At 62.7% G+C, this 14,407-nt stretch carries 15 protein-coding genes and 1 pseudogene; 5 read left to right on the top strand and 11 right to left on the bottom strand.

What is annotated here, in order from left to right; genetic code table 11:
- A pseudogene (locus Y708_RS0116780) lies at positions 1-228 on the top strand (ISAzo13 family transposase); the annotation flags it as partial.
- Positions 229-267: 39 nt separating this feature from the next.
- Here the strand turns inward: Y708_RS0116780 and Y708_RS25860 are convergent.
- From Y708_RS25860 to Y708_RS0116765, 4 genes are read right to left on the bottom strand one after another with little or no spacing between them, the layout of a single operon-like run.
- Complete coding sequence (locus Y708_RS25860; protein WP_343212984.1) at positions 268-1,287, bottom strand: MFS transporter; 1,020 nt, start codon at positions 1,285-1,287, stop codon at positions 268-270.
- A 20-nt stretch (positions 1,288-1,307) separates the two neighbouring features.
- Positions 1,308-1,517, bottom strand: a complete 210-nt coding sequence (locus Y708_RS31555; RefSeq protein ID WP_343212983.1) for a hypothetical protein — start codon at positions 1,515-1,517, stop codon at positions 1,308-1,310.
- Positions 1,514-2,077, bottom strand: a complete 564-nt coding sequence (locus Y708_RS0116770) for a TetR/AcrR family transcriptional regulator (RefSeq protein ID WP_028280818.1) — start codon at positions 2,075-2,077, stop codon at positions 1,514-1,516. Before Y708_RS0116770 ends, Y708_RS31555 begins: the two co-directional genes overlap by 4 nt.
- Entirely contained in the window at positions 2,074-2,664 is a 591-nt protein-coding gene (locus Y708_RS0116765; RefSeq protein WP_028280817.1) for a sugar O-acetyltransferase, read from the bottom strand. The genes Y708_RS0116770 and Y708_RS0116765 overlap by 4 nt, the downstream gene beginning before the upstream one ends.
- A 262-nt stretch (positions 2,665-2,926) precedes the next feature.
- Here Y708_RS0116765 and Y708_RS0116760 point away from each other — a divergent pair, with 262 nt between their 5' ends.
- Positions 2,927-3,259: a cupin domain-containing protein gene (locus Y708_RS0116760; RefSeq protein WP_028280816.1), complete on the top strand. Its 333-nt coding sequence runs from the start codon at positions 2,927-2,929 to the stop codon at positions 3,257-3,259.
- Positions 3,260-3,325: 66 nt separating this feature from the next.
- Here Y708_RS0116760 and Y708_RS0116755 read toward each other — a convergent pair whose 3' ends face one another.
- Positions 3,326-3,796 carry a pyridoxamine 5'-phosphate oxidase family protein gene (locus Y708_RS0116755; protein ID WP_028280815.1) on the bottom strand — a complete coding sequence of 157 codons (471 nt, stop codon included), beginning with the start codon at positions 3,794-3,796 and terminating at the stop codon, positions 3,326-3,328.
- A 158-nt stretch (positions 3,797-3,954) separates the two neighbouring features.
- Positions 3,955-4,404 carry a pyridoxamine 5'-phosphate oxidase family protein gene (locus Y708_RS25855; protein ID WP_051479098.1) on the bottom strand — a complete coding sequence of 150 codons (450 nt, stop codon included), beginning with the start codon at positions 4,402-4,404 and terminating at the stop codon, positions 3,955-3,957.
- Positions 4,405-4,777: 373 nt separating this feature from the next.
- Between Y708_RS25855 and Y708_RS0116745 the strand changes: the two genes are divergently transcribed.
- The 3 genes from Y708_RS0116745 to Y708_RS0116735 all read left to right on the top strand — a co-directional run bounded on the left by Y708_RS0116745 (position 4,778) and on the right by Y708_RS0116735 (position 9,318).
- Entirely contained in the window at positions 4,778-5,221 is a 444-nt protein-coding gene (locus Y708_RS0116745; RefSeq protein ID WP_028280814.1) for an RrF2 family transcriptional regulator, read from the top strand.
- Positions 5,222-5,329: 108 nt separating this feature from the next.
- Positions 5,330-6,496 carry a globin domain-containing protein gene (locus tag Y708_RS0116740; RefSeq protein WP_028280813.1) on the top strand — a complete coding sequence of 389 codons (1,167 nt, stop codon included), beginning with the start codon at positions 5,330-5,332 and terminating at the stop codon, positions 6,494-6,496.
- Positions 6,497-6,597: 101 nt separating this feature from the next.
- Complete coding sequence (locus tag Y708_RS0116735; RefSeq protein ID WP_028280812.1) at positions 6,598-9,318, top strand: cation-translocating P-type ATPase; 2,721 nt, start codon at positions 6,598-6,600, stop codon at positions 9,316-9,318.
- 76 nt (positions 9,319-9,394) lie between these two features.
- Here the strand turns inward: Y708_RS0116735 and Y708_RS0116730 are convergent, their stop codons facing one another.
- The 5 genes from Y708_RS0116730 to Y708_RS28610 all read right to left on the bottom strand — a co-directional run.
- Positions 9,395-10,624, bottom strand: a complete 1,230-nt coding sequence (locus tag Y708_RS0116730) for an MFS transporter (RefSeq protein ID WP_028280811.1) — start codon at positions 10,622-10,624, stop codon at positions 9,395-9,397.
- 30 nt (positions 10,625-10,654) lie between these two features.
- Positions 10,655-11,461 carry a respiratory nitrate reductase subunit gamma gene (gene narI, locus Y708_RS0116725; protein WP_028280810.1) on the bottom strand — a complete coding sequence of 269 codons (807 nt, stop codon included), beginning with the start codon at positions 11,459-11,461 and terminating at the stop codon, positions 10,655-10,657.
- A 1-nt stretch (position 11,462) separates the two neighbouring features.
- Positions 11,463-12,083: a nitrate reductase molybdenum cofactor assembly chaperone gene (narJ, locus tag Y708_RS0116720; RefSeq protein ID WP_028280809.1), complete on the bottom strand. Its 621-nt coding sequence runs from the start codon at positions 12,081-12,083 to the stop codon at positions 11,463-11,465.
- A complete protein-coding gene (gene narH / locus Y708_RS0116715; RefSeq protein ID WP_028280808.1) occupies positions 12,080-13,762 on the bottom strand; it encodes a nitrate reductase subunit beta in 1,683 nt (560 codons plus the stop codon). The genes narJ and narH overlap by 4 nt, the downstream gene beginning before the upstream one ends.
- Positions 13,762-14,407, bottom strand: a 646-nt coding sequence (locus Y708_RS28610) for a molybdopterin dinucleotide binding domain-containing protein (protein WP_035776696.1), incomplete at its 5' end; no start/stop codon positions are given. The genes Y708_RS28610 and narH, both read right to left, overlap by 1 nt.

The following is a 14,407-nucleotide window of genomic DNA, read 5'->3' as shown; positions in this document are numbered from 1 at the left end:
ATCACCCGAAACTGGGCTGGCAGGCCGCTGCGGACCCACCAGACCATCGTTGAAACGATCTCCAACACCACCACCAGCACGGGCCTGACCGTCCAATGCGTCCTTGACACCTCCGAATATCCCACCGGACTCAGATACACCAGCCACGACATCGAATCACTGCCCCTCACCCGCCACGATTTCCATGGCGAATGGAACTACACGCTCGCACCACCCGACACGCCGTAATCAACCAGATTATTTATTCGCGAGCCCTAAGACCGGGACCTACCCGATTTCAGCCCTGCCGGGCGTGGCTGCCTTGCGCTGCTTGAGTACGGGCGCCAGCAGGAGGACCAGTAGCCCGGCGGCGGGAACCGCGAGCAGGCCGTAGCGCAGGCTGGACAAGTCGGCTATCACTCCCACCAGCGGCGCGGAAAGCAGGAACCCGAGCCGGAGCGGCCAGCTCACAATTGTGAGACCGCTTCCGGGTTTCAGCCCGGGCAGCTCATCGGCAGCATGCATCGCTGCGGGGATCAGGGTTGCGACGCCGAGCCCGGCGCAGCCAAATCCAATGATCGTGCCCGGCAGTGTTGGGAAAGCGAGAGCCGTTCCCATCCCGAGCAACACGATGATTCCGCCGGCCCGCGCCACGGTCCGCTCCCCGAATCTGTCTACCATCCGGTCTCCGAGGAGCCTGCCGATGAACTGCATGCCCTGCAGGGCGATAAACCCGAAACCGGCGATGAACGCCGTTGTTTCAAGCGATCCGGTGAGATAGACAGCGGACCAGGAGCTTCCGGCGTCCTCAACCAGCGCCGCAGACGCCGCAATCAGGATGAGGGCAGCAAGGACAGCGTACTTACCGGCAAATCCCCTGCTGGGCGCCGCTTCAGCAGGGGCCGCGGGCAGCTCTCTCTCGACGGGCTCTGCGGGCTCCGGCCTGGCAAGGAGGAACCGATAGCAGCCCACGGCCATGGCGCTGAACACAACCGCTGAGATTGAAAGGTGGACGCCCAGCGGCATTCCGAGGCCCGCGGCGGCTGCACCGAGTGCTCCTCCGATGACCACCCCGATGCTCCAGACAGCATGGAAGGAGTTGATGATTGAGCGCTTATAGAGCCTTTGCACGCGGAGCCCATGTGAGTTCTGCGCGACGTCGGTGATGGAGTCCAATGCGCCGGTGAGAAGCAGCATGCCCGCCAACGCGGCCCACACCGGTGCCACGCCAGCCAGCAGGATTCCCACGGCGGTCAACAGCGTTGCGATCACGGCGACCCTCGAGGAGCGGAACCGCCGGACCAGCACGCCGGCGGTCAGGCCGGCTACTAGTGCGCCAACGGATACGCCGCCACAGCAAGACCAAAGGCAGTGTTGGTCAGCTCAAGATCGACCTTGATCTGTGGATAACGGGGGAGGAGATTCGCAAATATCGCCCCATTGGTGAAGAACAGCACGCCCACGGCCGTCCGGGCGCGACCGAGCTCGATCGCCGATAATTGTGTGGTGGGGGCATCAGCCATTGCTGAGGGAGTCATCTTGGAGTCACTATTCTGGTCACGGCGTCGCGGACCACGGAGTTGGGCATTGGGTTGAGGGCAAGGGTGCGGTGTATCGCAAGACCTTCTATGAGCGCGTCCAGCATGACCGTGGTGGGCGGATCAAAATGCCGTGCGAGGGCGGTTCGGCTGCGCGCCATCCACGAATCAGTAATCTGCCGCAGGGCCGGATTCCGCGCTGCCAGGGCATACAGTTCATACGTGAGCAGGACGTTCCGCCGCGATCCGAGGAGCTCACCGGTGATGAGGCCCACCACCGCTTCGGTGGCCTCCTCCGGGCGGTTGGCGGATCCCAGCGCCTCTTCAAAGCCGTCCGCAGTGGTGTCTGCCAGCTTTGTGAACGCGGCCGTAAACAGCTCATCGATACCGGTGAAGTGGTAGGTCATGGATCCAAGCGGGACATCAGCGGCGGCGGCGACCTTGCGGTGCGTGGTACCGGCAACCCCGTGTTCGGCTATCATGTCCAGTGTCACATCGATCAGGCGTTCTTTTCGGCCGGGATCGCTGCGGCGTGGGCGCTTTCCCGGCGCGGTAGTCACAGGCTGCGGATCACGCGGGCCGGATTACCGACGGCGACGACGTTTGCTGGCACGCTGCGGGTGACCACGGCGCCAGCGCCGATCACCGAATTCTCCCCGACTGTGATTCCGGGGAGGATGATCGCTCCGCCGCCAATCCACACGTTGTTGCCGATGGTGATGGGCTTGGCGGCTTCCCACTTGTTCCGCCGCGGCTCCGGCTCAAGGGGATGGGTCGGCGTCAACAGTTGAACGTTGGGACCGATCTGCACGTCATCCCCAATGGTGATGGCAGCGACGTCCAGGGCGGTGAAGTTGTAGTTGATGAAGGTGCGGGCACCGATCCGGAGGTGGCTGCCGTAATCCACAAACAGTGGAGGCCTGATCTCCGAGTCCTCACCCATGCCGCCCAGCAGTTCCCTCAGAATCAGCGCTGCTTCATCCCGGTTTGTCGGCCATACCCGGCCGTACCGGTCGGCAAGTTCGATTGCCCGCGTGCTGGCGGCAGCAAGTTCCGGATCATCTGCTATGTAGAGGTCGCCGGCCATCATGCGTTCCCGCATCGAGCGGTCATCGCTGTCGAAGGCAGGAGGTACTGGAGATTCCATGTGTACAAGTGTACACATAGACCCAATACGCCAGATCGACCATGGTTGAGCGTCATTCACACTGTCGCCCGCCAGTGCAAGGGGGTGTATGCGGTTCAGTGATGAGGGTGATCCACCCGTTGCTGGTGATGTAGCGGATAAAGTGTGACGAGGACAAGATATTGGTCCGGAGACAGAGGTCGCTTCCCCGTCATCTCGTCACGGAATCGGACGCCGATGTCTCGCGAGAGTAACAGCCGTCGTCGCGGAAAAGAGGAGCATTGTGAAAAAGGTGTCACTGACCGCGCTGATGCGCCATCAGCTGGAAGCCGCGCGGCAAGCTTCAAGCGGCCGCAGCGCCAATACTGTATTTGGCGGCCATGAGCAGATCATGCGCCAGACGATGATCGCATTGCGGTCCGGCAGTCGCCTGAGCGAACACGAGAATCCTGGCGAGGCGACGGTGCATGTCCTGCTGGGGCGGGTGTCATTGACCGCTGGAGAGAACACCTGGAATGGTTCCCCGGGTGATTTGCTCATCGTCCCAGATTCAAGACATGCGCTGGAGGCCATCGAGGATTCGGTTGTGCTCCTGACCGTGGCCAAACATAGGTGAACAATCACTTGCGCGCGGTCTAGTGAATTCCTTGTCCTTCAGCTCCACACGTTGGTGATCTGCGAGTCATTCCGCCGGGGAACGCCTGACGTCCGACAGAGTGGTTCTCCAGTCCTCGGGGTCGGCAACCGGGAAGTGCCGGCCCGTGATGATGGTCGGATTGATGCGCACAAACCGGTTCTTCTCACCTGCCTGCCACGGGAACAGCGGCAAATCCACGGTGTCCATCAGATCCGTGATCCCTTGGACTTCCTCGGCCCTCCCCTTTACCACAACACTCCATGCTCGTGAGGTTTCCGCGTTGTATCCGTCGATTTCTAGGGCCACAGCCGCATCGGATAATGCGCCCGCGAGTTTCGTGCCGTCCCGGGTCCGAAAAACAACGGTGCCGTGGTCGACGGTGTAATTGAGCGGAAAAATATCCGGATGTCCATCCACCCACACTGCGAGGCGTCCGATCACTGCAGCGCGCAGTAATTCCCAGCAGCCGCCGGCCGTCAATTCCTCCACATCGAGATCCGGCTTATTGTCAGTCATGCCCTGAGCCTATCCCCGGCCCGCGGGAGATGATAGGGGACGGCAATACGGGATCAAAGATGTATCACTCAACCCCCGTCCTCGGAATCTGCTGACCGTCAATGGAAACTCGATTTCTGGCTTCCAGGCACATTTCTCGACAATGGGTGCCGCACTCTCTAGTGGGCGGGGTGGACTCGTCGGCCGCTTATTTTTCCGGGTTTGATGCCAAAAAAGACGTTGCGTTGTCCAGGGGCCCATGGTTCCTCGGCGCGGCTGCCCCAGAGCGTCTTGAGGTGACCTGGATCAGTGATGCGCTTGATTGGGCCGTTGATCAGGACGGTCCATCCGCTGCGGGTAGCCGTGTCAACCTGATCCAATTGGAACGCAGCTTGCGCCAGATGACTGCTGGCGATGATTCCCCCTTCTGAGGTGCGGAAATACACGCCGCGATCGTCGACGATGCAGTTCAGCGGAAAAAGGGTCACCAGTCCTTCGTGGAGGAACCCGATGCGCCCCGTCGTCTGACCGGCTATCAAGGCCCAGCATGCGTCGGTATTCAGAGCCTGGGATGCGCGTAGCAGGCCTGGGGTGTCCCAAAATTCATCGTGGACGGGGGATACGGTCATCAGTTCCTACCTCTGTGGGTGGGTGGATGGTTGGTTGCGTGGTCCAAGGCTCAGCGGCGCAATCCGCGGGTGAAATACAACACCGGTCCAACGAAGTTGACGGCGATGACTAGCACCAATATACCTTTTGGTCAGTGGACCTGTGCTGCTGGCCGGTTGGCCAGATGGTTGCGTCCATGCTGTGGCGGCAAGCGATAACTGTACAGCTACCAAGGCTAGGACGGCGACCTGTTCCCTCGCCGTCAAATCATTCCGTTTCTGGATCTTGACTTCTTAGTCATAGGATCGCCGCACTGCCTGAACGAGACGGACTGACGTACAGCTCACGGTGGCCCAAAGTAAGCGGTCACCATTCCCCGCTTATTGTTGGAGCATGAGGATCAATGCTTTTTCGGATGTCTGCCTGCGCGTAATGATGGTCTTAGCGCCCGCGGTCGGACTCCAGACTTCGCGGGTGATCGCCGATGACATTGACATCCCTTACAACCATGTCAGCAAGGCCGTGATTCGGCTGCGTGACCTGGGCCTGGTGGATGTGGTCCGCGGGCGTTCGGGTGGACTGCGGATCAGCGTGGAAGGCCGACGCGCTACCGTTGGTTCACTACTGCGCTCTCTGGATACACGCGAGGATCTTGCGGACTGCCGGACACCCGCCGGCGACTGTCCGCTGATCCTTGGCTGCGGACTCCGCCCCGCGTTGCGCCGCGCCCGCGAGGCGTTCTACGCGGAGCTGGATGATATTGTCGTCGCGGATCTAACTACCCCCCAACATTCAGGTCCGGTTTTTGTGTCCTTGAACACAAGTACGAAACCGTAGGCGCGCAGGCACGGGAGTATTTTCTACAACATGTAGAACACGTAATAAAACTTGCATTTTAGATGCTAGTTTTGGAGCTGGCAGTATCCCTCGATTCAAGGAGCCGGCATGCTTTCGACCCAGTCCCACCCTATTATCGAAGCCACTCTTCCCTTGGTGGGGGAGAGGATGTCGGGGATCGCGAAAAACTTCTACGATCGGCTCTTCGCCGCTCATCCGGAACTCTTTGACGGACTCTTCAGCCGATCGAATCAGAAAAACGGGACCCAGCAACAGGCTTTGGCGGGGAGCATCGCGGGATTCGCCGCGCACATGGTCAAGAATCCGGACAGCGCCCCGGAGATACTACTGGCCCGCATTGCCCATAAGCATGTCTCGCTAGGCATCCTGCCGGAGCAATACGACGTGGTCTATAAGCACCTCTTCGATGCTATTGCCGAGGAACTCAACGACGTCATTACAGCCGAAATAGCTGCCGCATGGACCGAGGTCTATTGGCTGATGGCCCACGCCTTGATCAAGATGGAAAACGGGTTGTACGCGGCGGCCTCCAACGATAAGCCGTGGACGCCGTGGATTGTGAGCGGCAAGGAACGGGCAGGCAGCGACGCCGTGACCTTCACTCTGGTGCCGGCCGATGACACCCCGGTGACACCGTCGCGGCCCGGACAGTATGTGGGTGTGAAGGTACGGATGCCCGATGGCATCCATCAAGTACGCCAATACTCCCTGGCCTCGGATGACGGAACGGCTGTGCGGGTGTTCACTGCCCGCCTCGACGCCGATGGCGAAGTCACACCGGTGCTCCATCACAGTGTCCAGATTGGCGACCAGTTGATGCTTTCCAACCCCTGTGGTGACATCACGTTGGGTGACGGCGATCACCCTCTGGTGCTTGCTTCCGCAGGGATTGGCTGCACTCCCACCGCGTCAATTCTTCGGTCCCTGGCCCGGCAGGACTCACGGCGTGAGGTGCTGGTGCTGCACGCCGAGGCCAGCCTGGACCGCTGGGCACTGCGGGAGCAGATGAGCAGTGACGCCGCTGGTCTGGAAGCCGCCGAATTGGAACTGTGGCTTGAAGAGCCGGCGGGCGACGCGCACCAGGGACGCATGTCCCTGGACTCGGTGACCATCCCGGCCAACGCATCCGTGTACCTGTGCGGACCGCTGCCATTCATGCGATCCATCCGGTCCCAAGCGCTGGAATCCGGAGTGCCGGCTGAGCGCATTCATTATGAAGTATTCGGTTCCGACCTCTGGCTTGCCAACGCCTGAGGCCCGTTTTTCAGGGTACACGTGAATAAGGTGGCGGCTGCCGGACCGATAGCCTGAACTCAGGGCAACCGGTCCGGTACTGCTGCGAAGGAGAATTTCCGATGGTTTCCAGCGTGACAAAGAAGGACTGGCATATCCGCTCGGCTGCCGAGTCTACGGCCGCTCTGGACGTGGATCCCTCTGTCGGGCTCACCACCACGGAAGTGGGGGCCCGGCGGGAAAAATTCGGAGCGAACGTGCTCACAGGCGAAGCGAAGATGCCCGGCTGGAAAAGGATTCTGCGCCTGCTCACTGACAAGATGATCCTGGTCCTCGTCATTGCTGCGGTAGTGAGCGCTGTTGTGTCGCGGGAATGGGAAACGCCCGTGGTGATCCTTGCCGTGATAGTCCTTAACACGGCGCTGAACTATGTCCAGGAGAGCCGCGCAGAGAACAGCCTCGCAGCCTTGCGCACCATGTCGGTGAACACCTCACGCGTCCGCCGAAACGGCACGGAAGCGGAAGTCGCCAACGAAGATCTGGTGCCCGGGGACATCGTGCTGCTCGACGCCGGCGAGACCGTGCCCGCTGATGGCCGGATCCTGGAGGCGGCGCGTTTGCAGGTTGCGGAGGCCGTCCTGACTGGCGAGTCCGAGCCGGCAGCAAAGACCACCGGCACGCTCGAAGATCCCGCACTGCCGCTCGGAGACCGGACCAACATGCTGTTCATGAACACGGACGTGAGCCGGGGGCGTGCCGTTCTAATGGTCACCGGCACCGGCATGGACACTCAGATCGGCGGCATCGCCACCCTGCTCGAAGGCGCAGGAACTGAGAAGACCCCGCTGCAAGGAAGAATCGACCAGCTCGCACAACTGCTGACCGTCGTCGCGCTGGCGGTGGTAACCGTCGTCTTTATACTGGGGCTCCTCCGCGGACAATCCTGGTCCGAGATGCTCATCACCGCTGTTTCGCTCGCAGTGGCCACCATCCCGGAAGGCCTCACGGCGGTGGTGGCCTTCACCCTCGCTATGGGTGCCTCCCGTCTGGCGCGCCGCGGGGCAATCATCAAACAGCTCACCGCCGTCGAAACGTTGGGCAGTACAACGCACATTGCCACGGACAAGACTGGCACGCTGACCCTCAACGAGATGACAGCCCGGCGCCTTCACATGACGGGGCGCACGTTCCGCATCACAGGCGAAGGGTACTCAACGGACGGAAAGATTCTCAGTGGCGACGGGGATGGCCTGCCCGTCATGTCGGACGCACTCATGTCCATGGCCCTCTGCAACGACGCACGTATTCGGGATGGCAAGCTTGTCGGCGATCCGACGGAAGGTGCCTTGGTGGTGCTGGCGGAGAAGGGCGGGATCGACGTCGAAGGCGTCCGCGGCAATCATCCCAGGGTGGCGGAGGTGCCGTTCGATTCCGAGTACAAGTTCATGGCCACCTTCCACGAACAGAACTTCACCAGGGGAGACAGCACGCCGGCCAGATTCCGCTGCTTCGTCAAAGGCGCCCCGGGCGTGCTGCTGGAACAGGCGGATTCGATACTTCTGTCAGATGGCATCCTGCCGCTGACCGCTGAGGGTCGAACGGCGGTCCAGAAGGAAGTCCAGGCGATGGCGGCCGAGGGCCTGCGCACACTGATGGTAGCCGGACGCCGACTGGACGGTGATCTTCCCGTGGACGAAGACCAACTGCGTGCCGCCGCGAGCAACCTGACCATCTACGCCGTCGTCGGCATCGTTGACCCACCGCGGACCGAGGCGGCAGACGCCATAGCCACCGCCCGCACCGCCGGAATCGCCGTGCATATGATCACTGGCGACCACCTGGTTACAGCCTCTTCCATTGCCGGGCAGCTGGGCATCTCCGGCGAAGCCGCGTCCGGCCGGGAGATCGATGACATGGATGACGCCGAGCTTAACCGGCGCGCCGCCGGATTTGGAGTGCTTGCACGCGTAGCGCCCGAGCACAAGATCCGCGTTGTTAAGGCTCTGCAACAGGGGGGCAATATTGTGGCTATGACAGGCGACGGCGTGAATGACGCGCCGGCGCTGAAGCAGGCGGACATTGGCATTGCCATGGGTATCACCGGCACGGACGTCTCCAAGGGCGCAGCGAAGATGATCCTTACCGACGACAACTTCGCCACCATCATCTCCGCCGTCCAGGAGGGACGCGGGATCTACGCGAACATCATCAAGTTCGTGAAATTCCAGCTAACGACGGCGTGGGGTTTTGTTCTCATCTTCCTCACCGCCGGGGTCCTTGGGCTGGCTGGCGGGGCACCGTTCACCGCACTGCAGATCTTGTGGGTGAACATCATTATGGATGGTCCGCCTGCACTGGCGCTGGGTGTGGATCCTGCCGAACCTGACACTATGAAACACAATCCGCGACCGGCCAACGAGCCCCTCCTGAACCGCGGGCGGCTGGGGCGGATCCTGGGACTCGGCGCCGTCATGGCTGCGGGCACCACCGCTGTTCTCGCCCTGGCGCCCGCCATGTTCCCGGAAAGTTCCGCCGATCCGATGCTCCCGACTACTTTGGCGTTCACCACCTTCGTCTTCTTCCAGGTCTTCAATCTGCTCAACGTACGCTCCGAATCTGGTTCGGTATTCTCGCTGCAGACGTTCACCAACCGCAGCATCTGGGTGGCACTCCTGGCCGTCGTGGTCCTGCAGGTCCTGGTTGTCAACGTCGACCTATTGCAGGGGTTCTTCGACACCACCGCCCTCAGCTCCGCCCAGTGGGGACTGGCGTTGCTCGTAGGGTCCTCAGTGCTGTGGGTCGAAGAGATCCGTAAAGCTATTGTGCGGTCCCGGCGCCGCTAGCCTGCATCCGTGCTGGGCCCGCCCATCGGTGTGACGCGGACCCGGCCGATGCGCAGCAGCTGTAATCGTCTCCCGCTCAACTTACGTCCGCAGCGACGGTCCGATTCACGGGACCCCGCAATGCCAGCAAAGTAAAAATCAGGGCCAGCAGGGCGGTGGCGACCAGCAGGAGCAGACCGATCGAGTAGCTGTTGGTTGCGGCGTCGTAAGTAGCGCCCATGACCAAAGGCGGGAAGTAGCCGCCCAGACCGCCCGCCGCGCTGACCACGCCGCTGATGCTGCCCACTTTGCCCGGTGGTGCCAGAACACCGACCCAGGCGAAAACGCCGCCGGCACCCAGCCCCAGGGCGGCCGCCATCGCCACGAATGTCAGGCCGGCCGGGACCTCGCCGTCGGGCTGTAAATTCACCATCCACGCCAGCACAGCAACGGCTGCGAGCGAGACGACCACCACCAGTTTGGGCCCGAGCTTGTCCGCGAGCACACCGCCCACAGGCCTCGCCAGTACCGCCGCGAGGGCGAACCCTGCCGTGCGGGCACCGGCGCCGCTGGGGTCGAAGCTGTATACATCCCGCAGATACGTGGGCAGGTAGGTGGCGAAGGAAACAAAGCCGCCGAAGACAACGGCGTAGAGAAAGCACATCTTCCACGTGACCGGCGTCCTGGCGGCATCCAGGAGCTTTGGCAGCATGGGCGCGTTGTTGCGCGTCCAGCCCGGGGATTCCTTCATCAGGAACCAGACTAGGGCCGCCATGACGGCAAGGACGCCGGCGATCAGCAGGTGCGTGGGAAAGTATCCGATTCCGGCGACGAGCCGGGGGTTCAGGAAGGCGGCCAGCGCTGTCCCGCCCATGCCGGCGCCAAAGACGCCGGTCGCGAATCCCCGACGGGACGGCCCATACCAGCCGCTGACAAAAGGGATTCCGACGGCGAAGACGGTTCCGGCGATCCCGAGCAATAGGCCGGCGCCAAGCACTAGCGCGAAGGAGCTGAGCAGGCCGCCGACGGATACAAGCAGAATCGGCAGGATGGAGGCGAGCAGGACGAAGGTGAACATCGCCCGGCCGCCGTACTTGTCCGTCAAGGTGCCAACGACAATCCGTCCCAGCGAGCCGACGAACACCGGCATGGCCACCAGAACGCCGGTGGTGGCCGGATTGAGCTGCAGGTTCTGCGTGTAGAAGGCGCCGAGTGTGGCCACGGAGTTCCAAGCCCAGAAGCCTGCCGCGGACGCCGCGGTGGCCAGCACCAGGTTCAGGGTCCGGCCCGCGGAGGCGAACGTTGGGGACGATTCTATTCGAGCCATTGTTCACTCCTTTGGAGTCAGCTAGCGACCTCAGCGGTTACGGGTATCTCTGTCCCGGGTTCCCACGGGGGACCAGCCGCGCCGGGCCGGAACACCGGAGGTGGTGGAGCCAGCCGTCCTGTCCCCGGCCCGACCCCCGTTGCGGTCCCTGTCCCGCGATCGGTAGACGATGTATGGGCGGAAGAGGTAGTGCAGCGGCGCCGTGAAGGCGTGCACAAGGCGCGTGAACGGCCAGATCATGAACAGCGCCATGCCTACCAGGGTGTGCAGATGGAAGGAGAACGGCGCTGCGGCCATGGCTGCGATGTCCGGCTGGAAAATGAACAGGGAACGAAACCATGGGGCCACAGTTTCGCGGTAGTTGTGCCCGTGTTCGCCCTCGAAGACACTGGCCAGGGTGGTCCATAGGCCAAACACAATGGCCGCGGTGAGCACCACGTACATGGTCTTGTCGTTCTTAGTGGTGGCCATGAAGACCGGCCCGGTGGTGCGGCGGCGGTAAATCAGCAGGAGGATCCCGCCCAAGGTCCCCACCCCCGCTATCCCGCCCACGAACAGGGCGTTGAAGTGGTAGAAATCCTGGCTCATCCCCACCGCCTGGGTCCAGGCCATCGGAATGACCAGGCCGAAAAAATGGCCCGCGATCACGGCGAGCAGGCCGAAGTGGAATAAAGGTGAGGCGATCCGCAGCAGCCGGGATTCGTAGAGCTGGGAGGATCTGGTGGTCCAGCCGAACTGGTCGTATTTGTAGCGCCAGACCAGCCCGCCCACGAGGACTACCACCATGATGTAGGGCAGAACCCCCCAGAGCACGATATCCAATGCGGAGATGTTCATCTCAGGCCCCTTTCACGGGCAGCAGTCGCGGATCGTAGGGGTCCAGGCCCACCGCTTCGGTCGGCGGACCGTAGCCGGCCATCCGCATGACGGCCTGCTCGTCTGCTGGCGATTTCCCGGGCAGGGTGGCGCAGATGGCCTGCAGGATCCGGGCGTGCGGAAGTTCATCCCGGAGCAGTCCGAAGCGGAGCATCTCCAGGCTCGCCCGGAAGCGGATCAGCAGCTCGCGGCCGGCTGCGGGGTCCACGAGAGCGGTGTATTCCAGGACCATCGGTAGGTAGTCCGGCAGCTCCCCGTGGGTGTCCACCAGGATGTCGCTTTGCCGGTACGTGTTCTTGAAGTTGCCCAGGACTTCGCCGCGGCGCCGCGTGTCTCCGTCCGTCCAGTAGGACAGGTGCAGGGCGTGGCGCTTACCCAGGTCGAACTCGCGCACGTAGTGGGCCTGGATCTCCATGGCCGTTGTGAACTCAAGCTGGTCCAGCACCTCCTGGAAATCCGCGACGGAACCGGGGAACTCGGCCAGCGCAGCGCGCATCAGGGGCACCCTGCCGATGAGTTCCTCATCCGGGTAGGACAGGCACCAGGCCGCTGCAAGGTAGACAACCTGCTCGCGCCGGGTCATGGCTGCTCCCCGGTCGGAGGGGTCACGGGTTTCTCCGGAAACAACCCCGAAGGCGCCCCGGTGCCGTCCCAGTTCAGCAGGTTCACCCGACCCCGCAGAGTCGTTTCGCTGGGCGCCGAGCCGGAGGTCTGCCGGTCCCGCAGGGCGTTGAAGGTTTCCACGGCCACCGGGACGGGCTTGCCGCTGGCCTCGCCGAAGGGGGAGGAATCCTGCATGCCCGGGCCGCCCTCGAAGTCCAGCGAGCAGCCCATCTCCTCCAGATCGTGGGCCTGTTCCACATGGGCCTTGGGGATGACGTACCGCTCGTCGTATTTCGCGATCGCCATCAGCCGGTACATCTCGTACATGGTCTGGCCGTCCATGCCCACGGCCTCGGGAATGGAGTCGTCGGGGTCCTTGCCGAGGCTGATGCCGCGCATGTAGGAGCGCATGGCCGCGAGTTTCTTCAGCACCGCGGTGACCCGGTCCGCGTCCCCTGCCGTGAAGAGTTCGGCGAGGTACTCCACCGGGATGCGCAGCGCGTCGATGGCGCCGAAGAGGTTGCCAGCGTCCTCGCCGTCGTGCCCCTGGTCACGCAGCAAGTCCACCACAGGGGACAGTGGCGGCACGTACCAGACCATCGGCATGGTCCGGTATTCGGGGTGCAGCGGCAGCGCCACCTTGTACACCTTGGCGAGGGCGTATACCGGCGACCGCTGGGCGGCGTCGATCCAGTCCTCGGGGATGCCCTGGGCCCGGGCTTCGGCCTGGACGGCAGGGTCGTTCGGGTCCAGCAGCACGTCCATCTGGGCGTCGTAGAGCTCCTGCGGGTCGGTGACGGACGCCGCCTCGGTGACGGCATCGGCGTCGTACAGGAAAAGCCCGAGGTACCGCAGCCGGCCCACGCAGGTTTCCGAACAGACGGTCGGCAGCCCCACCTCCACCCGCGGATAGCAGAAAGTGCACTTCTCGGCTTTGCCGGTCTTGTGGTTGAAGTAGATCTTCTTGTACGGACAACCGGTGACACACTGGCGCCAGCCGCGGCACTTGTCCTGGTCCACCAGAACAATCCCGTCCTCCACCCGCTTGTAGATCGCGCCCGAGGGACAGGAGGCCATGCAGGAGGGGTTCAGGCAGTGCTCGCAGATCCGCGGCAGGTAGAACATGAAGGTTTGCTCGTAGGCGAACTTGATCTTGTCCTCTGACTCCCGCCGGACTTTTTCCACGATCGGGTCCAGATGGCCGTTCTCGGTGGACCCGCCAAGGTCATCATCCCAATTCGCGGACCATGTGATTTTGGTGTCTTCGCCAGTGATCAGAGACTTGGGCCGCGCCACCGGGAAATCGTCTCCCAGGGGCGCGTCTACGAGGGTCTTGTAGTCGTAGGTCCACGGCTCGTAGTAGTCCTTGAGTTCGGGTTGGATCGGGCTGGCGAAGATCCCCAGAAGCTTCTTCACCCGGCCGCCAGCCTTGAGCACCAGCTTGCCGCGCTTGTTCAGTTCCCAGCCACCCTGCCATTTCTCCTGGTCCTCGTAGCGGCGCGGGTACCCCTGCCCGGGGCGGGTTTCGACGTTGTTGAACCAGACATACTCGGTGCCAGCACGGTTGGTCCAGGCCTGCTTGCAGGTCACGGAACAGGTGTGGCAGCCGATGCATTTGTCCAAGTTCATGACCATGCCCATTTGAGCCATAACACGCATCAGTACTGCACCTCCTGTGAACGACGGCGGACGGTAGCCACCATGTCGCGTTGGTTTCCGGTGGGGCCAAGGTAGTTGAACGCGTAGGCCAACTGGGCGTAGCCGCCGATCAGGTGCGAGGGTTTGACCAGCAGACGGGTGACGGAGTTGTGGATGCCGCCGCGCCTTCCGGTCGCCTCGGACTTCGGCACGTCGATGGTGCGTTCCTGTGCGTGGTAGACGTAGACCACGCCGGCCGGCATCCGGTGGCTGACGATCGCCCGGGCCACGAGGACGCCGTTGATGTTCAGGCACTCCACCCAGTCATTGTCCCTGACCTGAATGGCCTCGGCGTCGGCGGGGCTCATCCAGACCGTGGGTCCGCCGCGGGATAGCGAGAGCATCAGCAGGTTGTCCTGGTATTCGGAGTGGATGGACCATTTGGAGTGCGGCGTCAGGTACCGGACCACCACCTCCAGGGCGCCGTTCTGCCCGAGTTTGGGTTCACCGAAGAGCCTATGCATGTCCAGCGGCGGCCGGTAGATGGGCAGGGCCTCGCCGATGTCGATCATCCAGTCATGGTCCAGGAAAAAGTGCATCCGCCCGGTCAGGGTGTGCCAGGGCTTGAGCCGTTCGACGTTGATGGTGAACGGGGCGTAGCGGCGC

This window comes from Arthrobacter sp. H5, from assembly GCF_000520595.1.
In the GTDB taxonomy this organism is placed as follows: Bacteria; Actinomycetota; Actinomycetes; order Actinomycetales; family Micrococcaceae; genus Arthrobacter_D.
The sequence above is the reverse complement of the archived record's forward strand: the minus strand, read 5'-3'. Positions and strand labels throughout refer to the sequence as shown.